Origin of the sequence: Ruegeria arenilitoris, from assembly GCF_013031355.1 — a bacterium.
In the GTDB taxonomy this organism is placed as follows: domain Bacteria; phylum Pseudomonadota; class Alphaproteobacteria; order Rhodobacterales; family Rhodobacteraceae; genus Ruegeria; species Ruegeria arenilitoris_C.
The window spans coordinates 55,343-80,596 of the sequence record NZ_WPZO01000010.1 but is presented as its reverse complement, the minus strand read 5'-3'; the positions used below and the strand labels follow the sequence as shown (position 1 = coordinate 80,596).

At 53.9% G+C, this 25,254-nt stretch carries 26 protein-coding genes; 15 read left to right on the top strand and 11 right to left on the bottom strand.

Annotated elements, in window-relative coordinates; genetic code table 11:
* Nucleotides 1-5: 5 nt before the first annotated feature.
* From GOX63_RS19010 to GOX63_RS18975, 8 genes are all read right to left on the bottom strand, one after another.
* A complete protein-coding gene (locus GOX63_RS19010; RefSeq protein WP_170328224.1) occupies nt 6-1,040 on the bottom strand; it encodes a branched-chain amino acid ABC transporter permease in 1,035 nt (344 codons plus the stop codon).
* On the bottom strand, nt 1,037-1,900 hold the full coding sequence (locus GOX63_RS19005; RefSeq protein WP_170328225.1) for a branched-chain amino acid ABC transporter permease: 864 nt from the start codon (nt 1,898-1,900) through the stop codon (nt 1,037-1,039). The genes GOX63_RS19010 and GOX63_RS19005 overlap by 4 nt, the downstream gene beginning before the upstream one ends.
* A 1-nt stretch (nt 1,901) precedes the next feature.
* The gene (locus GOX63_RS19000; RefSeq protein WP_170328226.1) at nt 1,902-2,609 is read right to left on the bottom strand and encodes an ABC transporter ATP-binding protein; all 708 of its coding nucleotides are present in this window, start codon (nt 2,607-2,609) and stop codon (nt 1,902-1,904) included.
* Entirely contained in the window at nt 2,602-3,333 is a 732-nt protein-coding gene (locus GOX63_RS18995) for an ABC transporter ATP-binding protein (protein ID WP_170328227.1), read from the bottom strand. Before GOX63_RS18995 ends, GOX63_RS19000 begins: the two co-directional genes overlap by 8 nt.
* Before the next feature lie 99 nt (nt 3,334-3,432).
* Nucleotides 3,433-4,713 carry an ABC transporter substrate-binding protein gene (locus GOX63_RS18990; RefSeq protein WP_170328228.1) on the bottom strand — a complete coding sequence of 427 codons (1,281 nt, stop codon included), beginning with the start codon at nt 4,711-4,713 and terminating at the stop codon, nt 3,433-3,435.
* Between the two features lie 566 nt (nt 4,714-5,279).
* On the bottom strand, nt 5,280-6,422 hold the full coding sequence (locus GOX63_RS18985; protein WP_170328229.1) for a DUF6081 family protein: 1,143 nt from the start codon (nt 6,420-6,422) through the stop codon (nt 5,280-5,282).
* 599 nt (nt 6,423-7,021) lie between these two features.
* Nucleotides 7,022-8,515 (bottom strand): aldehyde dehydrogenase family protein, encoded by a 1,494-nt coding sequence (locus tag GOX63_RS18980; RefSeq protein ID WP_170546812.1) that lies wholly within the window; start codon nt 8,513-8,515, stop codon nt 7,022-7,024.
* Between the two features lie 85 nt (nt 8,516-8,600).
* Complete coding sequence (locus tag GOX63_RS18975; protein ID WP_170328231.1) at nt 8,601-9,152, bottom strand: MarR family winged helix-turn-helix transcriptional regulator; 552 nt, start codon at nt 9,150-9,152, stop codon at nt 8,601-8,603.
* A 136-nt stretch (nt 9,153-9,288) separates the two neighbouring features.
* Here GOX63_RS18975 and GOX63_RS18970 point away from each other — a divergent pair, with 136 nt between their 5' ends.
* Genes GOX63_RS18970 through GOX63_RS18955 form a run of 4 tightly spaced genes read left to right on the top strand, consistent with a single transcriptional unit; the run spans nt 9,289 to nt 12,824 of the window.
* Nucleotides 9,289-10,050: a citryl-CoA lyase gene (locus GOX63_RS18970; RefSeq protein ID WP_170328232.1), complete on the top strand. Its 762-nt coding sequence runs from the start codon at nt 9,289-9,291 to the stop codon at nt 10,048-10,050.
* A 49-nt stretch (nt 10,051-10,099) separates the two neighbouring features.
* Nucleotides 10,100-11,092, top strand: coding sequence for a TRAP transporter substrate-binding protein (locus GOX63_RS18965; protein WP_170328233.1), 993 nt, complete (start codon nt 10,100-10,102; stop codon nt 11,090-11,092).
* Complete coding sequence (locus GOX63_RS18960; protein WP_254436025.1) at nt 11,092-11,562, top strand: TRAP transporter small permease; 471 nt, start codon at nt 11,092-11,094, stop codon at nt 11,560-11,562. Before GOX63_RS18965 ends, GOX63_RS18960 begins: the two co-directional genes overlap by 1 nt.
* Nucleotides 11,559-12,824 carry a TRAP transporter large permease gene (locus tag GOX63_RS18955; RefSeq protein ID WP_217356238.1) on the top strand — a complete coding sequence of 422 codons (1,266 nt, stop codon included), beginning with the start codon at nt 11,559-11,561 and terminating at the stop codon, nt 12,822-12,824. The genes GOX63_RS18960 and GOX63_RS18955 overlap by 4 nt, the downstream gene beginning before the upstream one ends.
* An 84-nt stretch (nt 12,825-12,908) precedes the next feature.
* On the opposite strand, the gene GOX63_RS18950 is transcribed toward GOX63_RS18955, so the two are convergent.
* A complete protein-coding gene (locus tag GOX63_RS18950; protein WP_170328235.1) occupies nt 12,909-13,259 on the bottom strand; it encodes a winged helix-turn-helix transcriptional regulator in 351 nt (116 codons plus the stop codon).
* 252 nt (nt 13,260-13,511) lie between these two features.
* Here GOX63_RS18950 and GOX63_RS18945 point away from each other — a divergent pair, with 252 nt between their 5' ends.
* The 5 genes from GOX63_RS18945 to GOX63_RS18925 are packed head-to-tail and all read left to right on the top strand — an operon-like array spanning nt 13,512 to nt 17,245.
* Nucleotides 13,512-14,747: a hypothetical protein gene (locus tag GOX63_RS18945; protein WP_217356236.1), complete on the top strand. Its 1,236-nt coding sequence runs from the start codon at nt 13,512-13,514 to the stop codon at nt 14,745-14,747.
* 12 nt (nt 14,748-14,759) lie between these two features.
* Nucleotides 14,760-15,590 (top strand): hypothetical protein, encoded by an 831-nt coding sequence (locus GOX63_RS18940; protein WP_170328236.1) that lies wholly within the window; start codon nt 14,760-14,762, stop codon nt 15,588-15,590.
* 35 nt (nt 15,591-15,625) lie between these two features.
* The gene (locus GOX63_RS18935) at nt 15,626-16,240 is read left to right on the top strand and encodes a glutathione S-transferase family protein (protein WP_170328237.1); all 615 of its coding nucleotides are present in this window, start codon (nt 15,626-15,628) and stop codon (nt 16,238-16,240) included.
* Between the two features lie 2 nt (nt 16,241-16,242).
* Nucleotides 16,243-16,818 (top strand): hemerythrin domain-containing protein, encoded by a 576-nt coding sequence (locus GOX63_RS18930; RefSeq protein WP_170328238.1) that lies wholly within the window; start codon nt 16,243-16,245, stop codon nt 16,816-16,818.
* Nucleotides 16,811-17,245, top strand: coding sequence for an SgcJ/EcaC family oxidoreductase (locus tag GOX63_RS18925; RefSeq protein WP_170328239.1), 435 nt, complete (start codon nt 16,811-16,813; stop codon nt 17,243-17,245). The genes GOX63_RS18930 and GOX63_RS18925 overlap by 8 nt, the downstream gene beginning before the upstream one ends.
* Nucleotides 17,246-17,443: 198 nt before the next feature.
* Here GOX63_RS18925 and GOX63_RS18920 read toward each other — a convergent pair whose 3' ends face one another.
* Complete coding sequence (locus tag GOX63_RS18920; protein ID WP_170546809.1) at nt 17,444-18,346, bottom strand: LysR family transcriptional regulator; 903 nt, start codon at nt 18,344-18,346, stop codon at nt 17,444-17,446.
* 82 nt (nt 18,347-18,428) lie between these two features.
* On the opposite strand from GOX63_RS18920, the gene GOX63_RS18915 reads away from it, so the two are divergent.
* Nucleotides 18,429-19,592, top strand: coding sequence for a CaiB/BaiF CoA transferase family protein (locus GOX63_RS18915; RefSeq protein WP_170328241.1), 1,164 nt, complete (start codon nt 18,429-18,431; stop codon nt 19,590-19,592).
* A gap of 2 nt (nt 19,593-19,594) precedes the next feature.
* Complete coding sequence (locus GOX63_RS18910; RefSeq protein ID WP_170328242.1) at nt 19,595-20,737, top strand: acyl-CoA dehydrogenase family protein; 1,143 nt, start codon at nt 19,595-19,597, stop codon at nt 20,735-20,737.
* Between the two features lie 46 nt (nt 20,738-20,783).
* Here the strand turns inward: GOX63_RS18910 and betI are convergent, their stop codons facing one another.
* Nucleotides 20,784-21,425, bottom strand: coding sequence for a transcriptional regulator BetI (gene betI, locus GOX63_RS18905; protein ID WP_170328243.1), 642 nt, complete (start codon nt 21,423-21,425; stop codon nt 20,784-20,786).
* A gap of 110 nt (nt 21,426-21,535) precedes the next feature.
* Between betI and choX the strand changes: the two genes are divergently transcribed.
* The 4 genes from choX to GOX63_RS18885 are packed head-to-tail and all read left to right on the top strand — an operon-like array spanning nt 21,536 to nt 25,254.
* Nucleotides 21,536-22,471: a choline ABC transporter substrate-binding protein gene (choX, locus tag GOX63_RS18900; protein WP_170328244.1), complete on the top strand. Its 936-nt coding sequence runs from the start codon at nt 21,536-21,538 to the stop codon at nt 22,469-22,471.
* Complete coding sequence (locus GOX63_RS18895; protein WP_170328245.1) at nt 22,471-23,373, top strand: alpha/beta fold hydrolase; 903 nt, start codon at nt 22,471-22,473, stop codon at nt 23,371-23,373. Before choX ends, GOX63_RS18895 begins: the two co-directional genes overlap by 1 nt.
* 11 nt (nt 23,374-23,384) lie before the next feature.
* Nucleotides 23,385-24,221: a choline ABC transporter permease subunit gene (gene choW, locus GOX63_RS18890; protein WP_170328246.1), complete on the top strand. Its 837-nt coding sequence runs from the start codon at nt 23,385-23,387 to the stop codon at nt 24,219-24,221.
* Between the two features lies 1 nt (nt 24,222).
* Nucleotides 24,223-25,254 (top strand): quaternary amine ABC transporter ATP-binding protein, encoded by a 1,032-nt coding sequence (locus GOX63_RS18885; protein ID WP_170328247.1) that lies wholly within the window; start codon nt 24,223-24,225, stop codon nt 25,252-25,254.

Genomic DNA, 25,254 nt, shown 5'->3' with positions numbered 1-25,254 from the left:
GAAGATCAGTTTCCATCCTGACCTTTGGCCGCCTTGAGATGCACGCGGTAACTAAGCGGGAAGAATTCCAAATCATAGCGGCTTCGGACCAGGCCCCAGATCCCTCTGGGTGCTCGGAGCATGATGACAATTGCCACAAACCCTAGAACAATCAGATAGACCGTTCCCAAATCGGCAAGGGTTTCGCGTAATGCGAAAAACACTAGTGTTCCGATGATTGGGCCCTCGATCGTTCCGATCCCCCCAATCACGACGATGAAGATCACAAAAGCTGTCCAGTCATAAACACTGAAGGCGGCATCTGGCGTGATACGAAGTTTCTGAAGGAATATCAGTGCTCCTACCATCGCGGTCAAAGCCGAAGTGACCACATATACGATGAACTTGTTCCGCCAAATGTCGATACCCAAACTCCCAGCTGCCAGTTCATTGTCGCGAATTGCCGTGAGTGCCAGGCCCTGACGAGACCGGAGGAAAAGATAAACGGCTGCAATCACGATAACAGCGGCACCCAGAGCCAACCAGTAACTCAAGGCTTCTCTCATAGCGCGCTCTGAAGCCAATGATTTAACTATCCCAACCGGCAAAGAAGTACCCGATCCACCTCCCAGCGACGAGACCTGAGCGAAACAAAGCCGAAAAACTTCGGCCACGACCCAAGTGCCGATGGCGAAATACGCACCACGTAGGCGAAACATCAAGATTGCAACAGGCACTGAAACGAGCGCTGCCAAGAAACCTGCGAAGACTATTGCGACCAGTGGATTTATGCCGAGGAAAATTGTTGAAGCAAACAACATGTATCCTCCAAAGCCGACATACGCTTGCTGACCAACCGAAACCAAACCTGCGTAGCCTGCCATTAGGTTCCAAAGACTTGCTAGAGCAAGGTAAAGAAACAGTTCCCCCATCAGACGCATGTCGGCGCGACCAGCCCACCAGGGTGCCAAGAAAAGAATGACGAGCAAAAGAGCTGTAACAACTAGTGCTACCCTTGCGGCGCGCGTCGAACGGGAGACCGTGTAGTCCTGAATATTCATCCGGATATCCTCGGGAATAGGCCGTTGGGCCGAACGGCAAGAATGACAAGAAAGGCCAAATGCCCGGCCAACAATTGCCAGCCTGGGTCAATCTTGGCGCCGACGGTCTGAGCCACACCCAAGATCACCCCACCGGCAAGCGTACCCCACAGGTTGCCGAGGCCGCCAATAATCACCGCCTCAAATCCGAAGATAAGACGCGCGCCGCCGACAGAAGGATCAAAGCTTGTTCGGATGCCTAACAGTATCCCGGCAACGGCGGTCACTGCCAGGGCCAACGCCATAGCCAGCCCAAATATGTGACGGCGGTTCAGCCCCATAAGCTGTGCTATTTCCTGATTGTCGGAGACCGCCCGAAAGGCACGGCCAAGGGCGGTGCGATAGAAAATCCATTGCAGACCCCAGATCACGCCAATCGCGATTAGGAATGTGAGCAGCGGTAGAATACCCATCGTGAGACCACCGAGCGAAACGCTTGCCGTTTCCAATGCGCCCGCGTCAAGTTTTTGCGGGTCAGCTGTATATGCCTCCAGCAACGTGTTCTGAAGGATGACGCTGAGGCCAAATGTCACCAGAAGCGGTGGCAAAATATCCTGACCGATGGTCTGGTTCAGCAAGCCCCGTTGCAGGCCATAGCCGATCAGCCCCATTGCAGGTACGACCAATATCAGCGCCAATAGCGGATGAAGTCCCGTGCCGACGGTGACCGTCAAGCCAAGATAGGCGGCCAATACGATCAGATCGCCGTGCGCGATATTCACCAACCGCATGACACCGAATATCAGCGAAAGCCCCGCTGCAAAAAGGGCGTACAGCCCGCCGAGCAAAGTGCCCTGCAAAATCGCGTTCAGCCAATCCATATCATTCGATCCCGAAATAGGCGCGGGAGATCTCCTCGCGCGAAACTCTGTCTGAGGAACCTTCCAGCGACACCCGGCCCTCTTGCAGGCAATAGACCCGCCCCGAGACTGCCAGCGCCTGCCCAATATCCTGTTCGACGATGATAGCGCTCATACCCTCGCCGATGATGCTCGGGAGCGCGGCATAGATGTCGCGGATGATGATAGGGGCCAGTCCCAGGCTGATCTCGTCGAACAGGATCAGGTCAGGATTGGCCATCAGCGCCCGACCGATCGCAACCATCTGCTGCTGCCCGCCCGACAATGAGGTCGATGCCTGATCCGCGCGCTCTTTCAAGATCGGAAACAGCTCGCAAACCGTATCCAGGTTCCACGGCCCTTTGCGGCCGACCTGGGCACCGATCATCAGATTTTCCCACACAGATAGAGACGGGAACAGTTGCCGCCCCTCGGGAACCATCGCAAGACCGCGTAGCGCCACTTCGTCCGCCCGTCTGGCGCTGATGTCCTGCCCGCCAAAATGGACCTGCCCGGCCCCGTTCTGCATGAGCCCTGAGATTGAGCGCATCAGCGTGGTTTTGCCAGCGCCATTCGCACCAATGATGGCCAGAACCTCACCGCGATCAACGTGCATATCGATCCCGTAAAGAGCCTGAAAATCGTCGTAGAAGGCCTCAAGCCCGTGAACCTTAAGGATGGGGTCAGACATCGGCTTCGATCCCCAGATAGATCTCCTTGACTTGAGGGCTCTCCATGATGGCTCGGGGTTCGCCCTCAGCAATTTTTCGGCCAAAATCGATCACGATCAGACGGTCAACAACCGCCAGAAGCGCGTGAACGACATGTTCGATCCAGATAATGGTCACGCCAGACGCATGGATGTCCTTGATCGTCTGAACCAAAGACTGGCATTCGGCTTCGGTCATTCCGCCTGCGATTTCATCCAGCAGCAACAGTTTAGGTTTGGCGCAGAGCGCGCGGGTCAACTCCAGCCGTTTTCGCTCCAGCAGAGTCAGGCTGCCTGCCAGCACATTGGCCTTGGGGAACAGACCGGTCTGTTCAAGCACGTTAAGACACAGTGTCTCGGCTTCGTCTCCGTGTAAACCGGCTGATTGGGTCGCAGCAATCATGGCATTTTCGAACACTGTCATGTGGGCAAAGGGTTGCGGGACTTGAAAAGACCGCGCGATCCCTACGTGGCTGCGGCGGGCAGAGCTCTGGCTGGTAACGTCAGTCCCGTCGAACGTAATGCTGCCGCCATCCGGCCGTAGTGTCCCTGTGATCAGGTTAAACATGGACGTTTTGCCCGCGCCGTTTGGTCCGATTATCCCCAGAGCTTCGCCTCTGGTGACGTCGTAGGTCAGCCCGTCGGCCACCTTCACGGCTCCAAAGGCCTTGGATAAATCGTCCAATTTAAGAATAGCGTCCATCATCGCCCCATCGCCGCATATCTTTTTCCGCGAAACAGACTGATACTGTTTCGAGTTTGATTTTGTCTCTGGCTGTCAAATTGTGACAGCCAGAGAACTGTGTTAACCGAGGAGCTTCAGCTCACCGGTTGTTGCGATATTTGGCGCTTCTGCATTCGCAACGATTTTCAGGTCGAAGGAATCTCCTTCTTTCTGCCACTGTCCGGCAACCAAAGGTGTTTTACAGACATTTTTCACCGGGCCGTTGGCCCAGTTCACGTTGCCTACAATCGTATCGAGATTTGTGTTGGCCACCGCAGCGGTAATCGCTGCAGGGTCATCGAGATCGTCGGCACGCGCTGCGGCGTTTGCTACCACCTCGAACAAGGCGTGAACGAACCCAATGGGCTGCGTCCATGGGCGCCCGGACGATGCTGAATAGCCGTTGGCCAGTTCATTGGACGACGCGCCAGTCAGTGAAGACGAGAAAGGATGATGCGGTGACCACCAGACTTCGGACGACAGGCCATCGCCGCGGTCTCCCAGGCTTTCTACAACTGACGGGAACAACAGGGCCTTGCCAACTGTAACGATCTTAGGATCGAAACCTTGTTGCGCGGCTTGCGCCCAGAATGTTGCAAAATCCGGTGGTATGACTGCACCAGTCACGATCTCACATCCAGAAGTCTTGAATGCTGCGATAATGTTGGAGAAATCATCGGTTAGGGGCTGGTACCTACCTGGGTCGATCAACTCGTAGCCATTGGCTGCCAAAGGTTTGGCCAACCCTTTTTCAGGATCGCCCCATGCATTGCCGTCCGCGTCATTCGGGAACAGTCCGCCGACAGTCTTCGTGACGCCGGCGCTGCCCCACATGTCCATGAAAGCTCCTAGGACATCCTCAAGACCCCAGAAGAAATGATACGTTGAGGAAAAACCCTCGCCTGGCACGCCATTGCGGCCAAAAAAGTAAGCTTGCCACGGCGCTACCGACGTGACACATGGCACTTCGTTAACCTCTGCCTGATCGGCAACTGGGTTGATCGTGTCGGGTGTTGCTGCTGACACGATAATGTCTACCTCATCACCCAGGATCAGGTCTGCAGCCACTTCAGCGGCACGGTTTGGATTCGATTGGCTATCTCTAACGATGATCTCAACGGCCCAGTTTTTACCGTTGTTCTCTATGCCCCCTGACAGAGCTTCTTTGATTCCCGATAGGATATACTCATCAGCCTCGGCAAAACCTGCCAACGGCCCAGTGGTTGGTGTGACATAGCCAACCCGTAGTGTTGGCGTTGCCGCATAGGCTCTGGTCGCCGATAGAAGCGCCGGGCTGGCAATTACTGCCGCCGCGCCGGTAAGAAAATTCCTGCGATTTGGTTTGATTTTGAGTTTAGACATGTTTCCTCCCGTCGTCGCCACCCAGCACCCTTGTGCATATATTCCATTGAGCTTGGTCGGGGGTGACTTCCAACCCAGCCGACACCTCTTTTACCCTTAGCGAACAACTGAGTTATCTCGGCTTCAGTTTGACTGGTGCGCCAATTCCCTCACGACCTGATCCTGCGCTGCGTCGCCCTCCTCTTGGCGCGCGGCTTTGGCAGAATTTCCTGCCCATGACCCAGCGTTGTTCGCGGTTAGTATGATATTATTTATACCTATATAACATAGGTTATTGAGTCAACAATTTTAATCGAAATCTGCAAGCGACAAAAAATGCATTCATTTAACAACTTGCCCGCATCCCAAGTCATTCTGCAGTAGACGTACGTTGCTTTAATAAGCCTCGTATCTCGGCAGTTTCTTGTGCATTTGTAGCAATTGTTGAATTGATTGAAGAGATTTTCTGCGATCTATTGGGGCGCCATTATGAAGCCGACGCATCATCGGTTCAAATCAGTTCGCCGACCCCCTGTGAAGAGAGGATCGGCGTTTGCAACCCATCATGGGCTAAAGCTGTAAGTCATTTATTGAGCGGGCGTGGCTCCGGCCGAGTATTCATAAACCTTCAATTCCACGCCCTGCCCAAACAGCCGGCTTCCCGCGGCACTTTCTTCATCGACGAAAGTTGCAGCATGTGGCTGGCCTTTTGCCGGATCGAAGTAGAAATCGGGAGCATTGGAGATTCGAACTAGCGGCTTACCCGACGGCAAGGATGCATCCAGGAGAGTAAATATACCCATGCCACAGTTGAACTGGTTCATGACAATCGGCTCGCTCGGCTCATCACCCCCATGGTCAATCGCCATGTGCTCTCGGTCGAGCAGAAAGCCAACCCGATCTACCTTGAAGACCTCTTCTCCTTCAACGAACCAATTCACCGTGCCCGCTGCGCGGTCATAACTGATCCGAAGACGATGTTTGTCTTCTGGCGTTCTTTCGGCGACCGGCACCATGAAAGTAAATGCAGCGTAGTTTCCCAGCTTGTCACGCCCATAAGGTAGTCGTTCGTAAAACGCGTAGATGGTTTCGTTGGTGATAAAGAAGTCAAACACCATCCAGGATTCTAGGTCGATCGTATTTAAGGCAGCTGCTGCAAGTCGCAAGTCGTCATTGTGATTGATAACGGCATCCCCGAACGGGTGGTTTTCTGTGCCAAATGAGCGGCTGGCCAACACACCTTCACAGAACAATACCTCGCCATCTTTAGCATCGAAACCGGGCAAGCCGCTTGAAGAAACGCTGTTGGTGTATGTCAGCCATTTGACGTGATCAAATCCTCCGGGCATTCCAGCAGTGTTTTCTTCCGATCCCTCCTGAGCCATTGTCAGAGTCATCGTCGGCTCAGTAATAACGTTCAGGACTCCATCTGACACTGATTCCACGCCTGCATTTCCGACAAACGGACCGGCACCGAAGTAGGTCCATTTAGCGTTATCAGCCCCGCTTTCGTCAGCACCTTGAACGTTGAAGCCATTGGAAAAGTCATCCCACACCTGCTCTGCAAACGCAGATCCTGAGCCCAACCCAAGGGCACCGGCAAATGCCATTGCACCAAAAATAGACGCCCGTTTGACGCTTTTTTGCGGAATGGCGCTAGACTTTGTTCCCTCAATGGAAATCGGATGCCCAAGAGACGAATTATGGTTAGTCAGCTGTTTGGTGAACATGTTTATGTTTCCTCCCTAGATCAAGAACCGGACGACCGGCTTGTTTCATCACCGCAATCACGTACCAAGTTGAACGAACCCAGGAGATGACCCTGCAAAGCTCCAATCGGAAATGATTGTTTGTCGCAGCCGTAGGCTGCATTTCGAATGGCGCTTCAGCTGTGTTCAAATCCCCGGCATCTCAATTGCAAAACCCTGTCTGGCGGACTCGCTCAGCGTAGTGGCCCGGTCAGTCTATTTGGGAGAATCGAAAATGAAGTGGGTGGGCTCGTGCTACTCCGGAAGCTAAATTGATGATTTTATATACCTATATTTTATAGGTTTAAAAGTCAACGCATCTAGCATAGTTTCCGGGTTAAAGAGCAATTAGCCTTTGTTGGGTATATCGTTTGGCAGTCGAACGCTCATAGCATCCCGATTGGATTTGGCATTTTGACAGGAATTGATAGAAACCGATGAATTGACGCAATAAGTCTAACTCTATTGGTCATATGACCTCCTTGCCTCTGCAAGAAACCCAAGGGGTCATAATGACCGAAAAGGAAGCCAGTCAAAGACCAGCTTCCCAGGCAAACTCACAACGGGTTCGGAATCGAAGGTCAACTCGGGACTGGCCAAGAGATATGTTTATATTCCAGAAATTCCTCAAAACCGCGCTCACCCATTTCTGTCCCGTTACCGCTTTGCTTGTAGCCACCGAAGGAAACATCAGGACGAAGTGGACCGCCACCATTGATAGTCACATTTCCGGAATTGATCTTCATCGCGATTTTAACCGCCTCGTCATGCTCGCCCCAAATATTAGCGTTCAACCCGTAACGGGTGTTATTAGCAAGGGCGATCATCTCGTCCAGTGAATCGTATGGCAACAGAACACCTACCGGACCGAACTGTTCTTCCTGGCAGATTTCGTCCGTGATCTGAACGTTGCCCAACAGCACAGGATTCATGAAGTATCCCTTTTCGATGTCGGGTCGCCCGCCGCCAGCCAGTATCTTGGCTCCGCCAGATATAGCGCGCTGAACAAAGCCCTCAACCCGATCACGATGCTCTGCGCGGATCAAAGGTCCGACCCAAGTGTCATCTTCCCATGGGTCGCCCACCTTCATTTCGGCAACGACTTCAGCCGCAAGTTCAGCATAGTTATCATAGATTTCCCGCGGTACGAAGGTTCGCGACGTTACAGCACAGCCCTGACCTGCATTGCGGAACAGACGGTGCAATGATGCCGACACAACATCCTTGGCACTAACCCCGGGAAGAATGATATTGGGGGACTTTCCACCCAGCTCCAGGACAACACGTTTGGCGCTCGCTGCGGCTTGTGTGGTCACCATGGCACCGACTGCATTGGAGCCCGTGAAGGTCACCATATCGACACCATCCGCTTCGGTCAGCACCTTTCCGGCTTCCGGCCCACCTAGAATTAGGTTCAAAACTCCTGGGGGAACGCCGGCCTGTTCGGCCAGTCTCGTGAAGGCAACTGCAGTCAAGGGAACACGGGGCGAAGGCATGATAATGGTTGTACAACCCGCTGCCAGAGCTGCACCAGCTTTCCAAACATAGGCAATGTAAGGAACGTTGTAAGGGCAAAGTGATGAAACGACACCGATGGGCTCCCGCTGGAGCAACCCGGCAGTTCCCGACCAGGGGTGGCGATCGAGTTCTTGAACCCACCCACCTTCCGGCCCTGCAGCGGCTTTATCGGCCAACCAGCGAAGGTGCTCGATTGGAAGATCTGTATTCAAGCTCTCGGCTAGAGACTTGGGGCACCCGCCTTCCTGCACAAAGATAGAAACAAGTTCATCACGATTATCCCGCATGAGATCTGCGAGCCGGTGCAGGACTCTTGACTGATCCTCCGGGGATAGGCCGGTCCAACGCCCGTCGTCAAAAGCATTCCGCGCTGCATCCACAGCTAATTGGGCCTGTGCCGGGCTAGCCATCGGGACATCCAGTAGCGCATCCCCGGTCGCAGGGTCAAAAACGGTTGCGGGCGCTTCAAGACCATCTTGCCACGAGCCATCAATGAAACACTTTGGTTTCTCAATCAGGAGTTGCGCCTTATCTGAGAGGCGAGGTGAAAACGACATGTGAGACTCCATTTATCGCGGCGTTCTCACAAAACCTATTTTATATAGGTATTTTTTGTCAACACTTTCCACCTAAGCCTCTTGGCTATGGCTTCATTTCCTTGTCCCAATTCACAAGCTTGGAAGCATAAATTGCGGACTGATACTGTGCGATCAAGCGCCTCATAAAATTTTCCGCATGAACAAACTCGTCTTCAGTTATTCCTGCGAACCAGGTGTCATTTACCGAACGCAACTTGATTGTAAAACTGTCTAGCGCCTTGCGCCCTTTGCGCGAGAGCGAAATGTTTAGCGCGCGAGAATCTGTAGAGTCTTCCCGTTTTTCGATCCAGCCTTCGCGTTCCAGATTATTGATTGAAGCTGTGACATTCGCAGCAGCGATGTGCAGACGATCTGCTATCAACCTTACACGCAATCCCTCGGCGTCCTCGGCCGTATAGAGGGCCATCAAGACCGAAAAGTCAGTAACACTTAGCTCCAGATTGCGCGCTAACTCCTTGCGTATGCCCTGAAATCGGCTTGCAAAGCCATACATTACTGACAGTAATTCTCGAAATTTCTCATCCTTCCCATCATTCACAAATTCATCCAACGAAACCGTAAGTTCGCTGACTTCAGGGCTTTTCTTTTTTGCCATCAGGTTCACCTTAATCTGCTGCTGTTCAACATATCGCCTTGCACGGGAAATTTCCACCCACATAATACCTATTTGACATAGGTGTTTTTTATCATTATTGCTACCCTAACCGGCAACTAAGCACGTTGGACATCTCATGAGAACCGTCAAAACCAAAATCGGCACCCCTACCTCAGACACCGAAAACCTGAAGATGAGAGGTGTCGACGTTCTGACAGATGTTGTCGGAAATATGTCTTTCGCTGAGGCATACTATTTCATTGTGACAGGGCGCAAGCCGACGCAGCAGCAACTGAAAGTGTTCGACGCAGCCCTGGTTATCCTAATGGATCATGGGCTGACACCGACCGCTTTGGTGGCGCGTCTGGTTGGCGATTCACTGGTCGACAATCCCCAGATTGGCGTCGCGGCTGGGATTATGATGGTCGGCGACAAATTCGCAGGCACAATTGGCGGCGCAGGCGCACTCTTGCAGGAAGGCATTCAGGCGGCGGACAAGCGCGCCTGGGCCGAGGATACTGTCGCACAGTTTAGGGCGAAGAAGCATCGGCTTCCCGGGTTCGGCCATCCCTACTACAGCCCGACGGATCCGCGCGCCGAACGCCTTTTTGAAATCGCTGGAAATGCCGGCGTTAAGGGCGACTACATTGAGTTAATCCAGATTTTGGGTGACGAACTAAACAAGGCAAGCGGACGCATTTTCACGATGAATGCCACTGCCGCGCTTGGTGCAATTCTGAGCGAGATCGATTTCCCAGTTGCTGCAATGCGTGGTGTGGCCGTCGTTGGGCGGGCCGCCGGACTAGTGGCCCATGTCATGGAAGAACACCAGGAACCGATTACTCCCGCATTGATGCGGTTTGCAGGGGAAATCCCTTATGAAGACCCAGAGGGATAGCTCTTGATCCTGGAGGGACCAAAGCAGCAATGCAACTGAGGGAGAAATCATGAAACTTCTGAAAGCCCTAGTCCTCGCAGTTGCAAGTACAGGCGTTACCAGCGCCGCGATTGCAGCTGATTTTACGATGAAAATCGGCACACCCACTCTCAATGACATTCAGCACGAATGGATGAAAAGGGCGGAAACCCGGATCGAAGCCCGCAGCAATGGCCGTATCGAAGTAGAGCTGTTTCCTGCTGCACAGCTTGGCACTGTACCTCGAATGATCGAGGGGCTGCAATTTGGCACGCTGGAAGGCCTGGTAGCACCGTCCTTCTTCTTTTCCGGCCTCGAAAAGCGGAACGCGGTACTTGCGGCCGCTGGGCTTTTTCAGAATCTCGATCATTGCCGCCGAACATCATCCGATCCAGAGTTTCGCGAAATAGTTTTTCCGATTATGCGGAATGTTGGCATAGAAACGCTGGCAATCCTCTGTTCGGCTCCGCAGGCTTTTCTTACTAAGACCGAGTTGAATTCGGTCTCGGACCTGGAAGGGCTGAAAATCCGAGTCTTGGCATCGCCGTTTGAAATCGAGCCAATGACGGCCTTCGGCGCGAGCCCGATCCCAATGCCTTTGGGAGAAGTTGCACCGGCCCTTCAGCGGGGTACTATTGACGGAGTTAGTTCACTTCCGATCGTATTCTCTAAATTTAAGATGCATACCATTGCGTCGCACATAACCATGACCAGGCTGTCGCAATTCGCCGTGCCGGTGTATGTCAGCAAACCTTGGTTCGACAGCCTACCACCTGATCTGCAGCAAATCCTTCGAGAAGAGGCCAGCGCTATTGAAAAAGAGCTGCCGGCGTGGGCCGACCGAGAAAATGCCGCAGCAGTTTCGACCTGGATTGAGAATGGCGGCACCGTTTCAGAGTTACCCGCTGGCGAACAAGCACTACTGAACGACCTCGCGCTCAAAGCTACCAATCGTGTTTTGGATCAGGATCCGGAATTGCGAGCATTCTACGATGCCTTATCTGCCATTGCAGCGCGGAATTGATGCCGTTTCTCCAGTCCGTTTTTAGAAATGTGGCGGCCGCAATTCTCCTTGTGGTCGTCATTTTGAACTTCTCAAATGTTATGCTGCGCTATGTTTTTGGCCAATCTCTTATCTGGGCCGAAGAGGTTCTGATTTATTCAAACATCTGGGTGGTGGCGGTGGCGGCAGTTGCAGTTACAGTCGATCGCGGTCACCTGACGATTGATGTGCTGGGACAGGCGACAGATTCCAGATGGCGTCGTGTCCTTGCATTCCTATCGGACGGCATTGTGCTTGCGGTTAGTCTGGGCGCGGTCACCGCATCACTAGCTGCCATTAAGATATTTTTGTATTCGTCTCAAAGCTCGGTGTCGGCCAAGATACCGATGTGGCTTCCACACAGCGCATTTCTTGTCTGCTTTTCTGCGATTGCAGGAATATCCGCCTACGGACTAATTCAGCTTGTACGGCGCGGAGCGAATTCAAGATGATGTTTCTTTCGCTCGTCGGACTACCCGTCGTTCTTCTTTTTCTTGGCGTACCTGTGTTTGCTGCATTGATGGCCGCAGTCCTCGTTACAATGGTGTTTTTCACCTCAATGCCGATCGTAGCGTTGCAGCAGATCATGTTCGGGTCGCTGGACAAGTTTTCATTGATCGCAATTCCATTTTTTATTTTCGCCGGCGAAATGATGGGAGTTGGCGGGATTTCCAGGCGGATCATCAATTGGGTTCTGTCGATGTTTGGAGGCCTGCGGGGCGGACTGCCCGTGACTACGGTCGGGGCAAGCACATGTTTTGGTGCAATTTCGGGGTCCTCGCCCGCAACAGTTGCCGCAATTGGACGGCTGCTGTATAAACCGTTGCTGGACAAAGGATACGACAAATCCTTCGCCGCCGGGCTGATCACGTCTTCAGGCGCCATTGCAATAGTCATTCCTCCGTCGGTGGCAATGATTCTGTACGGAATTGCAGCTGAACAGCCCATCACAAAACTGTTTATTGCCGGAATTTTGCCAGGACTTTTACTGGCAACTATTTTGTCGGCGTATCTCTATGTAACTGACCGAAGCACGCGGGAAAACAAGACCGAGCGCTTGTCGTTCTTGTCGGCCACCAAAGAAGGGTTTTGGGCACTTTGTGCGCCAGTACTGGTTCTTGGAGGCATTTACTTAGGTGTATTTTCGCCCACCGAAGCCGGTGGGCTGGCTAGTGTTTACGCAATCATTGTGTCAGTTCTTGTTTACCGCGAAGCGACTTGGCGCGATGTTTTGCTTGTCGCTGGGTCGGCGGCCATGCTGACGGCACAGGTCATGCTAATCATCGCCGCTGCGGGTGCTTATTCTTGGCTGTTGACGGTAAACGGCATTCCTCAGCACGTTACAAATGTGCTGGGTGCCCTAGACGAGAATCCCGCTGCTTTTTTGATTTTGGTCAACTTGTTGTTTTTGGCTGTTGGTTGCGTGCTTGACCCGAATTCCGCCATTCTGGTCCTGGCCCCTCTCTTGGTTCCGGTTGCCATAACCATGGGAATCGACCCGATACATCTTGGCATCATTATGACAGTGAATCTGTCGATTGGCATGTTCACTCCACCGTTTGGATTAAACATTTTCGTTGCACAGGCCGTTCTCAACGTCCCCCCAACGACAATCTACAAAGGAATAATTCCTTTTTTATTGCTGAACCTACTGGCCCTCTTGGTCATCACTTTCGTTCCCGAAGTGTCGTTATTCCTTACACACCATCTTTGACGACTTTAGACCTTCGATCTTGAACCGAATATCGGCAATTATTGCCTGATGTAAGATAACACTCGAGCCACAAAATAACTTGCTCTATTGCTGTGCTTTTGTCGCGGACAGTCTGCTCTTGATCGCCCAATTCTCCAGAGCATCGAGTACAGGGCCAAGCGACTGGCCCAATGGGGTCAATGAGTATTCGGTTCTAGGAGGGACCTCGGCATAGACTTTTCTGTGAACAACACCATGATCCTCCAGCTCCCGCAACTTTCTGGTCAGGATGCGTTGCGTTACATCCGGGATTTCCCGCCTAAGGTCCCCAAAACGTTTCGTGCCATCCTGCAATGTATGCAGTATCTGGCACTTCCATTTGCCACCAATGATTTCAATTGTTTCTTCCACGGCGCAAACATGAATTTCGGCGCCCTGATCCGGTGCTTCATTCATTTTAGAAATTCCTGTCACTTTGCTCGCTTTCCTGTTTTTCGCGTGTTTTCTTGCCATTTTGGCGGGAAACTCAACCCACCCCAAAAAAATCCTTTAGTATTCTTTTTGTGCCTACTAACCGAATTGAGGTGTATAGTCTATATGCCCAAACAGCTCAGAAATCACTCTCTGCATCACTGACAGGTCAAAAATGCAGGGCAGGTTTTCTAAAGGCTACTAAATGTCAAGACTGCGTTCAGACCCGGAGGCTCCATGAAACACAAACTGACACACACCCTGGCCACCAGCCTGCTTTCCCTGTCCCTGGCATCGGGTGCATTTGCCGATGCACCCCAGTCTGCGACCGTTCTGGAATTTGCAGATGCCAACACCCTGTTTGTTGCCGATTCAGATGGCGGCAAGGTTTATAGTTACATATTGCCTGATGCCGAACCAGCCACGGAATCCCGCAGCTATAACCTGATCGGGCTGGGCGCACGACTGGCTGAGACGATGGGCGTAAACCCCTTTGGCATCAGCTATCACGATGTGGCGGTGCACCCTGTTTCGAAAGAGACTTTTATCTCTTTCGCGGTCGTGAACGGCGATGGAAAATCGGCGCATGTCGTTCGCGTAGATCAGGACGGCACCATCACGGAACTGGATCTGGCTGGTCTCGAAAGCACCTCGGTCGCACTCAGTGACACACCGGATGACAGCGTGACATTCTGGCGCGATATTCCGGCCTCGACTTACACAGTAACTGATCTCGACTACGTTGATGGGACGCTGTTTGTTGCCGGGCTGTCCACGGGCGAGTTCTCCTCGACCCTGCGTCAGATCCCCTACCCGTTCGATGGCTCAGCGGCGGTCAGCAGCATCGAGATGTTCCACACCGTCCACAATCAGACCGAGACGCGTGCGCCGATCCGCGCGATGAGCATTCTGGACCTTGATGGTGTCCAGACCGTCGTGGCCGCGTATACCTGTACGCCGCTTGTCACGGTTCCCTCAGCGGATCTTGTCGATGGTGAGCACGTTGTCGCTAAAACCGTAGCGGAACTGGGGTATGGCAACACGCCGCTGGAAGTTCTGCATTTCACAGCCCCGAATGAGCGTTTTGAACCGGAAGACTATGTTCTGGTCATCAACAAGGAACGTGATGCCGATCTCATTCGCGTCTCGGACCTGGCCGAAGCCGCCGCCGGAGACGGCCTCAGCCAACAGGAACTTTGGGGTGACGCAGGTGTTGCTACTGCAGCGCGCCCTCTGGGGGCCGTGTTGCAGGCGGATGATCAGGATGAACAATTCTTGCTGACCCTGCGCCGTAACCTCGATTCCGGAGATGTCGATCTGGTCTCGTTCCGCAAGGGCGTGTTCTTCCGTCTCAGCGATTTTGTCAGTGAATACAACTTCGCCAGCTATGAGTATTCGGAGGAACAGGAATTCTACCGTAATTTCCAGAATATGCTGAAAGCAGATGCCGGTTATCCGGATCTGGCACGCTAAGGAAAACTGAAAATGCCCAAGGTTGCACATTTGCTTCCCTTCGCGTTGGCCACCGCAATGGTGGCCGTCGCGCCCGCCTCGGCATGCACGACGGGGCAGGCATCGGAAGCACAGGTTGAACAGGTTTACCCCTCAGCGGATTACCTGCCTGAGAACCTGTTGCGATTCTACATTTATTTCTCGGAGCCCATGGCGCGGGATGATATCTGGGATGCCGTGGTTCTTCTGGATGCGGAAGGCACCGAAATACCCGGTGCGTTTATCGAGAACAAATTTGACCTGTGGTCCCCGGATGACCGCCGACTGACCGTTCTGTTCGACCCCGGTCGGGTCAAGACCGGCCTGGTTGCACACAACACGCTAGGCCGGGCGCTGCAAGACGGGCAGACCTATACGTTGCGCGTGGAACAAAGCGCCCAAACCCGGCAAGGCTGTGCCCTAACCACAGGCTTTGACAAGACGTTTACCGCAACGGCCGAGGATTTCACTGCACCCGATCTGTCATCCTGGAAGGTAAACCGCCCCGTCGCAGGCACGACCGATCCGCTACGTATCGATTTGCAGTCCCCCGCCGACCACCTTTCGCTGGCCTATCGCATTCGCGTGGCAGATGCTGGCGGCAACAGATTGCGCGGTGCGCTTCAATTGGAAAACGATGAGCAGACATGGGTGTTCACGCCCGAACATCCCTGGTCCGACGCTGCCCATTCGATCGAAGTTGACACCACGCTGGAAGATATCGCGGGCAACCGTCTGACAGGTCTTTTCGACCGCCCTTTGGCCAAAGACGGCAACAGCGCGCCTGCGCCTGATACCGAGATCCTCACCTTTACGCCCCGCTAGAACCAAGGCACCCCTTCTTTAGAAAGGCCCTAAAAATGAAGCTCTTCTATGCTCCCGGCACCTGTGCCCTTGCCCCTCATATCGCGCTTGAATGGACCGGAAAACCATACGAAACCGAACTGGCCGAGCTGGGCTCGGAGGCCTTTCTCAAAATCAATCCGCTCGGAATGGTGCCCGCGCTGATCGACGGGAATAGTCGCGTCATGACGCAAGCAGACGCAATCCTGAAATATGTCGAAGTAAAGTTCCCTGAGGCTGATCTGGGGATACATGGTGGCGCGTTCGAACATTTCGAAATGGACGAAGTGCTTGCATTCCTGACTGGCGACTTTCACCCCGCCTTTTGGCCGTTCTTTGTCCCCGAGCGTTTCACTACAAGCACCGATGAGGCCGACGTGAACGCGGTCCGCGAGGCCAGCTTTGCCCGGATTGACCGCGTTATGACCCATCTGGACACGCTTTTGGATGGCGGTGTTCACGTCGTCGGAGGCAAGCGAACCATCGCCGATCCTTACGCCTTTGCGATGACCCGATGGACCGCGAATGCGCCCAGGTCATGGCGCGACTATCCGTCGGTCAAACGATTTATGGAAACCATGCTCGCAGATCCGGGTGTTCTGACTGCGATGAAAGCACAGGGGCTTCAGTAGCCATGAGCCATTTCGATTACAACGCGCTGGAATACAACGTGGCCACGCGCAGCGGCGTATCACCATCATTGCTGGCTGGTATGTTTCCCGCTGATCGCAAGGCTTGGGACAACGACCCGCAATTTCTGGGCTGGCCGGCGCATCTTCAGCGTCTTCATGCGGCGATTTCCGAAGGTAGCGCCAGGTTGGTTGGTGGGCTCGAAGCCATATTGGACGAACCAGAAGGCAGCGTACAGGAAATGATGGGCTTGACGGGAATGAACCGCCTTGGGCTGGATCTGGTGTCGCATGTGCATGGGCATCATTCTTTCGAAGACGCCAACGTTCTTCCCGGATTTCTAGGGCGTTTCCCACAACTGGCCCGGGCTATCGATCTGCTTGAAAACGACCATGAGTTCTTGGATCAGGCGCTGGATCAATCCGAAGGTGCGTTTGTCGTACTCCGCAACGAAGGCGCATCGAAGACCGATGTGGCGCGGGCGCTGGAACAGGCGAAGGTGCTGAACAAAATCATCAATCGCCACACCTATGATGAAGAAGACATCCTTATCCCGGCGGTTCTGAAGGCCTATGCCTGAGACACCAGAGGATATTCCGCACTTCTTTGCAAAAGCCTGGATGGCCCGCGATGCAAAAGCGCTGGCCAGGCTGTTTGCAAAGGATGCGGACTTTGTGAATGTCGTTGGCCTATGGTGGCACAACCGCGCGGATATCGAGCGCGCACATGACTATGGGCTGAAAACGTTTTTCCAAGAATCCGAGATCCTGCCCCGGCGTATCAAAGTCAGGCGGGTCGGAGAAAACATTGCCATCATCCACACGCGTTGGAAACTGACGGGTCAGATCGACAAACAAGGTGAAAAACTTGGTGTTCGCTTTGCCATCATGGTGTTCGTCGCCGAGCGCACCACTGATGGCTGGCACGTTCTGGCCGCGCACAATACGGACGTGGTGCCGGGTAAAGAGACCAACGCCAACAAGGATGGCACCATGATCTCCATCTGAATCGGTCTGACAGAATTTGACTGTTGTTTAATTAAGTGAAAATAGGTGCTTAGATTTCGGCCATACGACCGAATACAAAGGGGTGATTTCCAACTTCCGGAGGTTATCGGCGGCCTGGCGCAGTGACACTTTTTTACCGGAGTAATAGTTTCAGCGAGGTGCTAGGTTTGCTCATTCTTAATCTATTGCGACAAGCCGTTAGGATGTGAACTCATCCAAGCAGACTGCTCTGAATGCACGCAACGCTTGAGTTTCCAGAAAGTCAGGATTCCTGGCCAAAGCAACACGGTGCGGAGACATGTAGCCGTTAAGCGGTAGTCTGACTACTTTGCCGCCATCGTAAGTTACGTCATAGGGCAGATCAGTTGCTAGTAGTCCCACCCCAAGCCTATTGGCGACGGCTGACCGAAGAAATTCCACTGACTCGGTTTCAAATGCGATCCGGGCCTTGGTTTCATGGCTCTGCAACAACGACTGAAAATACTCTTTGCTTCCGGGCAAGTTTATGAGGATCAGTGGATCGCGCAATAGATCTTGAACAGCAATGCTTTCTCTATCAGCAAGCGGGTGTCCTTGCCAAACGACACCATAGGGCCTGACGTCCTGCAGCGCCAGAATTTCCAGGTCAGTGGGAAGTCCGAAGTCATAAACAATTGCCGATTCGATCCTTCCTATTTCCAGCCAATTTGACAAGCTGCTCAGGTTGCCTTCGTGCAGCTTTATCCGAACGGATGGATGCAGTTCTTGGAATTTACGTACAAGTCGAGGCACGCAGACCGGCCCAAGCGTTGTCATAAACCCGATCGACAATGATCCGGCAAGTTCGTTCTGATCCCTGCACCTCGAGAAGATCTGGCTCATATTTTGATACGCCGCGCGTAACTCGACTAGTTTACGCGCACCTTGCGCGGTCAGCTCCATACCCAGTCCTGGCCGACGCACAAATAGCGGGTACCCTAATTCGTCTTCGACCCGAGAAATCGCAAGAGAGACAGATGGTTGTGAAATGTTCAACTGCCTCGCTGCTGCCGCGGTGCTTCCCTCTTCCGCAACGGCAAGAATGAACCTGATCTGGCTGAGTGTGATGGGTATAGTTTCCATTTATTTAGTATATATCGATACAGTATTTCTGTATATATCCTACAATGCCGTAACCTACCCGTAACAACGGTAGGGAACGCTAATGACTGATCCAGCACAATCACAACCATTGAACGGGCTCCGCATCCTGGACTTCACGCGCGTTCTGGCAGGTCCATACTGTACTGCGCTGCTGGCCGATATCGGCGCAGAAGTCATCAAGATCGAGAGCGCATCCGGCGATGACTATCGCCATATTGGTCCCTTTAGGGGCGATGAAAGCCTACTGTTCCAGTCCATCAACCGAGGCAAGAAATCGGTCGTCCTGAACCTCAAAGACCCAGATGACCTGACCCATTTGAAAGATGTGGTCGCAACCAGCGACGTGGTTGTCGAGAATTTTCGCCCCGGTGTCATGCAACGTCTGGGTTTGGGATATGACGCGCTGAGCGCGATAAATCCGGGGCTGGTCTATGTCAGCATATCCGGCTTTGGTCAGACGGGGCCTGACGCCGACAAACCCGCGTATGACATGATTGTGCAAGCCCTGTCCGGCTTAATGGAAATGACGGGCGAGCCAGACACACCGCCTACAATGTCCGGCGAAGCGATCGGCGATGTCGCAGGCGGAATTTTCGCCGCCTGGTCGATGATGGTCGCACTATTTGACAGGACGCGGACCGGAAAGGGTCGCTATATTGATGTGTCACTGTTGGACAGCCTGATGGCCATGATGCCCATCGTGGCGTGCAGAACAGTTACAGCTGGCGGAGATCCAACCCGCACCGGCAACCGCCACGCGCTCTCGGCCCCGTTCGGGGTCTATTCTTGCCGTAACGGAAGCTTTGCGCTGGCGGTTTTGAACAACCAGATTTTCCAACGTTTTTTAAACGTGATCGGGGCGCCGGATTTGATCGATGAACCGCGATTCTCCACCGATGAAAACCGCAGAGCAAATGAAGTGGAACTAGCAGTGCACATCGAATCCTGGGCGTCCAAACTGACTCTTCGCGAAGTGATCGATGCTTTGAATGCTGCAGGCGTTCCCGCCAGTGAACTTCGTTCAGCAAAAGAAGCCTGGACATCACCCGGCACAAAGGCGCGCCAGCTGGCCACCCCAGTTGACCATCCGACATTGGGCCGTCTCAACATATTTGAACAGCCCGTGCATTTCGCGGGGCTGCCCCGCGGAAATCGGCACCCGGCACCAGCGCTTGGGGCCAATCAGCACGACTATTTTCCCGAACAGCCCGCAAAGGAGGTATGAACATGACGCCGCAACTCAACACCGACGAACAGGCGGTCATCGACCAGATCGAACGCTTTTCGGCCGAGGCTCTGGCTCCGAAAGCTGCTGAGATTGACGAAACCTCGACCTTCGCAACCTGCAATCTGCCCAGCATGGCGGACATGGGCATCATGGGGATGAACCTGCCCGAAGAGCTTGGCGGTCTTGGCCTTTCAGGACCGGCGCTGTATCGGGCGGTCGAACTGGTCGCGGGGGCGTGCGGCTCGACAGCGTCGATGTTGACTGCGCATTTCCTTGCAACAGACAGCATCCTGATCGGCGCAACCGACGACATGCGTAATCAGCTTCTGCCCAAGGCGGCCAGTGGCGAGGCGCTCGGAGCGTTTGGCCTGACCGAGCCGATGGCAGGATCCAATCCCATGGATATGCGCACCAAGGCCGTGCGCGACGGGGATCACTATCACATCAAGGGATCAAAGTGCTTTATCTCGAATGCGGGTGACGCTGATTTTATCGTCGTCTATGCAAAGACCGACCCTGACAAGGGGGCACGAGGCATCAGTGCCTTTCTGGTCGAGCCCAAAAAGATCGAAGGTGTCGATATCGCCCCGGCCGAGCGGACAATGGGCCTGAAAGGCGGGCATGTTTTCGGCATTGCGCTGGATTGCAAAGTGCCCGTTGAGAACCTGATCGGTGAAGAAGGAACCGGTTTCAAAACCGCGATGAAAGTGTTGGACAACGGTCGGATTGAAGTGGCCGCACAAGCCACAGGGATTGCCGAGGCTGCGATGAACGCAGCGATTTCCTATGCCAACGAACGCCATGTCGGCGGTCATCCGATTGGCGAGTTTCAGGGGCTTCAGTTCATGATCGCCGACATGGCCAATCAATTGGCGGCCGCCCGCGCCTTGGCCTTGATCGCTGCTGGCAAACGGGGCACTGGCCAGCGTTTTTCGACCGATGCCGCGCACGCAAAGCTGTTCGCATCCGAAGCTGCTTGGGAAATTGCCGACAAGGCACTGCAAATCCATGGCGGTTATGGATACACAAAGGATTTCCCGCTGGAACGATACCTGAGGGATCTTCGTATCTTCCGGATTTACGAAGGCAGTTCGGAAATCCAACGCACAATCATCGCACGAGGATTGCTTGCCGCGGCCTGATCAGTCGACCCAACCGCCAGAGCCTTGAGGCAACAATCAGGGCAAATCAGTGAGGATTCAGAATACTGTTGATCTCGGCGATGCGTACTTTGGCGGCAGTCCGCTCTGCATCGCCGGGAAAGACCGACTCCAAATAATGCGAGATGTGCTCTATTGACGTGTCGCGGGAAATCCCAGCCGGAGTCGTTCCACAGCGCACCCATAATCCGTCAATCATCACCGAAAGTGAAAACGCCGTCTGACACGCCGTTTCGCGATCGGTGACACGGTCAAGTGCATGGATCAGGTTTGACGCTGTTCGCTTGTGAGTCGCGGTCTGAATGCGCTGATAAGCCGAACGGTAAGGCACCTCGGCGCACAATGCGAGCCAGGCGTGGGCAACGCGAGGCTTGAAATATGCTCGGGAGAAGTTCCCTTCAACGACGGAATAGACCCTCTCCCATGGTGTTGCCGACCGCACCAATAGTTCGCGAACGTCCTTCGCGAAATCGGCATGGGCATAACGCATCGCCATCTCAAGCAATTGTGCCTTGCTGCCGAAGTAATGGAGAATATTGGTTTTTGAAGTGCCCGCGCGCTCAGCCACTTTGTCAACTGTTGTACCGGAAAGCCCAAGTTCGCTGAGCGTCTCAAAGGCCGATTTCGAGTATTCCACACGCCGCAGCCGTGTCAGATTATTCCGCCCCATTCCATCACCTCATTCGCTGTAGGCCAAATTTTTATTGACTCAGCGCCAAAAATTTATCAAGAGTAATTTAAATAGACCCGTTGGTCTATTAATAGACTGAGAGGTTTGTCATGTTGAAATCTACAACGTCAATGGGATTTGCTGCTGTCCTGTTAAGCGCTGGAATCGCGCATGCGTCATGCGAAGAAGTGCGTATGGCCGAGCCGGGCTGGACCGATCTCGCTCTTACTTCGGCAATTGCTTCAGTTGTCGTGGAAGCGCTGGGATACCAACCCAAGCTGAATGTCCTTGGTACGTCTGTAATTTATGAATCGCTTGTGAATGACGACCTGGACGTCTTTCTGGGATATTGGGATCCCGCAATGGCACAGTTCTTTGCGCCCTATGTTGATGGTGGCAAAGTCGAAACGCTGAACCAAAACCTTACCGGTGCAAAATACACACTTGCGGTTCCCGATTATGTACACGCGGCAGGAGTCAAAGACTTTGCCGATCTCGCGCAACACGCGGACAAGTTCGAAAACTCGTTTTACGGAATCGAGGCCGGGGCCAACAGCCAGACCATGTCCATCATCGAACAAAACGACTTTGGGCTGGGCGATTGGACCGTTGTGGAAAGCTCGGAACAGGGGATGCTGGCGCAGGTTCGTCGCGCCGTCGCCAAGGAAGACTGGGTAGTCTTTCTGGCTTGGGCGCCGCATCCGATGAACGTAGAATTCGACATCGAGTATCTGACGGGTGGTGACGCGTATTTCGGACCCGATTTTGGCGCAGCGTCCGTCCATACCCAGTCTCGTCTGGGATATGCCGAAGAGTGTCCGAATATGGGCAAGTTTTTCACCCAACTGACGTTTGACGTCGATCTGGAAAACGAAGGCATGGGCTATATCATTAACGACGGTGAAGATCCCGAAGATGCGGCCCAGATGATTCTCAAGAAACGCCCCGAAGTGCTGGAGGCGTGGCTGGAAGGCGTACAAACCATCGATGGCAAGCCTGGCCTTGCCGCTGTACAAAGCCACCTGGGCCTGCCGAGCGGTTCGTGATGGTATTCGCAAGCGCCCGACACGATGATCGCAACGATAGTGCGGCGCGCCTCGCCTGCCGCACATACGGCTCAATTGATGCGCCAGCCGTAGTGCTGCTGATTGGTTTGGGGATGCGCGCATCAGAATGGCCGACGACCTTTGTCGAAAGCCTTGCGCAACACCGCTACGTCGTTTGTCCCGATAATCGCGACGCCGGTGGCTCTCCGATTTTTGGACCGGAAAGTGAGCCAGACTTGCGGAAAATCTGGCTCAAACGGGACAAGGAGGCGGCCCGGCGCGCAGCCGCCTACACCCTATCGGACATGCACCACGATGTGCTTCGCCTCGTTGATCGGCTTGGTGTCAAGAAATTCGATCTGGTAGGGTTCTCGATGGGCGGAATGATCGGTCAGATGGTTGCGGCTTCGGCTGGCAAGCGAGTTGGTCGCTTTGTGCAACTGGCCAGCAATGATGGAACCGCCGAGATTGACGCCGAAGCCGACGCGATCCGCAGAATGGTCAGGCTGTTTACTGCACCAGAACTCCCAGGCGCAGAATACGATTATCTGCTAAGCGACACGCTATATTATGGTGCCGGGCAACTCGAAGACGGCAAAGAACTACAAGACGAAATCGCCAGAATTACGGCTGCCGGATATCGTTTTGGCGGCTCTGCGCGGCAGGCTATCGCCGTTCTGGCGGAAGAGGATCGCACAAAGATACTGAATAACATCACGGCGAAAACTCTGGTGCTACATGGCGATTCAGACCCCTGCATTTCATATCGACGCGGCAAGGCGGCGGCGGACAAGATTCCCAACTCCGAATTTCGTACTTTGCCCGGGGTTGGTCATGTCATCAGCGGAGAAATGTGTGACGCCGCTCTTGGGTGGCTTCTGCCCAATGACAACTTGAACTGAGGAAATCTGACATGGAATGGTTGGAAGAAAACAGTTTGCCTATCGGCAATTGGGCGAAATCCGGGGTCGATTGGTTGACAAGCAACATGTCGGGCTTCTTTGAAGCGTTGTCCGCCGGGATTGAGGCGATCGTTGGCGCGGCGCTTTGGTTGCTGCAGTTGCCGCACCCGTTGCTGTTTGTCACTCTCGTCGGGGCGCTCGCGCTCTATCTCCACCGATCAATTTGGTTAGCGCTTTTCTCAGTTTTCGGACTGCTTTTGATCATCAACCTCGGCTATTGGGCGGAAACAATGGAGACGCTGGCCTTGGTGCTGGCGGCGACAACTACCTGTATGGTCATCGGCGTCCCCATCGGTATTCTCGCCGCACGCCGCCCGGTCTTTTATAAAGTCCTGCAACCGATCCTAGATCTGATGCAGACGATCCCGACCTTCGTCTATCTCATCCCGGCGCTGGTGCTGTTCGGATTGGGTGCGGTTCCGGCCTTGATCGCTACAGTTGTGTTCTCTGTGCCCGCACCGATCCGGCTGACCTATCTGGGCGTATCCTCGACCCCACCCGCGCTGATCGAAACGGCGCAAGCCTTCGGCGCCTCTGACCGCATGATCCTGTGGAAAGTCGAAATCCCATGGGCGATGCCGCAGATTCTGGCAGGTCTGACCCAAACGATCATGCTGTCGCTCTCCATGGTGGTTATTGCCGCGCTGGTGGGTGCAAGCGGTTTGGGCGTGCCTACACTTAGGGCGTTGAACCAAGTCAACATTGCAAAAGGGTTCGAAGTCGGCATCGCCATCGTCATCATCGCCATCGTCCTCGATCGCCTTCTGCGTTTCAAAGGAAAGAATTGAGATGACCAAGCCAGTATTGAGATTCAGCGCGGCAAATATTGTCTTTGGAGACAACCCAAAGTCAGCACTGCCGCTGATGGACGCGGGAAAATCACGCGAGGAAATTCGCAAGGAAACAGGGCAAGTGTTGGGCGTACACGATTGTACGCTGGATCTGAACGAAGGCGAGATTGTCGTCTTAATGGGACTTTCGGGGTCTGGAAAATCAACCCTTTTGCGAGCCTCTAATCGCCTCAATCCGCTGACCCGCGGAACAGTCGAAGTTCGCACCGAAAATGGGCTTGTTGACCTTGCCGATCTGTCGGCGGGGCAACTGCGCGACGTGCGGCGCAAACAGATTTCGATGGTCTTCCAGCAATTCGGTCTGCTGCCGTGGCGCAGCGTGCTAGAAAACACCGCATTCGGGTTGGAGGCTGCCGGAGTAGATAAGGCCGAGCGCCTTGAAAAAGCCATGAAACAGCTTGAAACCGTGCATCTGGCCGACTGGGCTCATATGCAGATTTCAGAGCTGTCCGGCGGGATGCAGCAACGTGTTGGCCTGGCTCGAGCGCTGGCGACCGAAGCCCCGATCCTATTGATGGATGAACCCTTCTCAGCGCTTGATCCTTTGATCCGCAATGAGCTGCAAGAAGAGTTATTGGAACTTTTGCGCGTTCTCGACAAATCAATCCTGTTTGTCAGTCACGATCTGGACGAAGCGATGAAGCTGGGCAATCGGATCGCCATCATGGAAGGCGGGCGAATGGTTCAGCTTGGCACCCCGCAAGACATCGTGCTGCGTCCGCAGACCGACTATGTGCGCAAATTCGTGGCCGAGATGAATCCGCTTGGCGTATTGCGCGCCGCTGAAGTCATGAAACCCGCCGAAGGCCCCGCCCCCGCCGACGCGGCTGTCCATCCCATCTCGACACCCGTCAAAGAGCTCATCCGGTCCCACATTGCGCGCGACGGTGACAGCTATATCTCTAACGGTGATCAGATCGTTGGCAAGTTGAGCGACAAGAACATCCTACAAGCCCTTTTGCGGGACTAA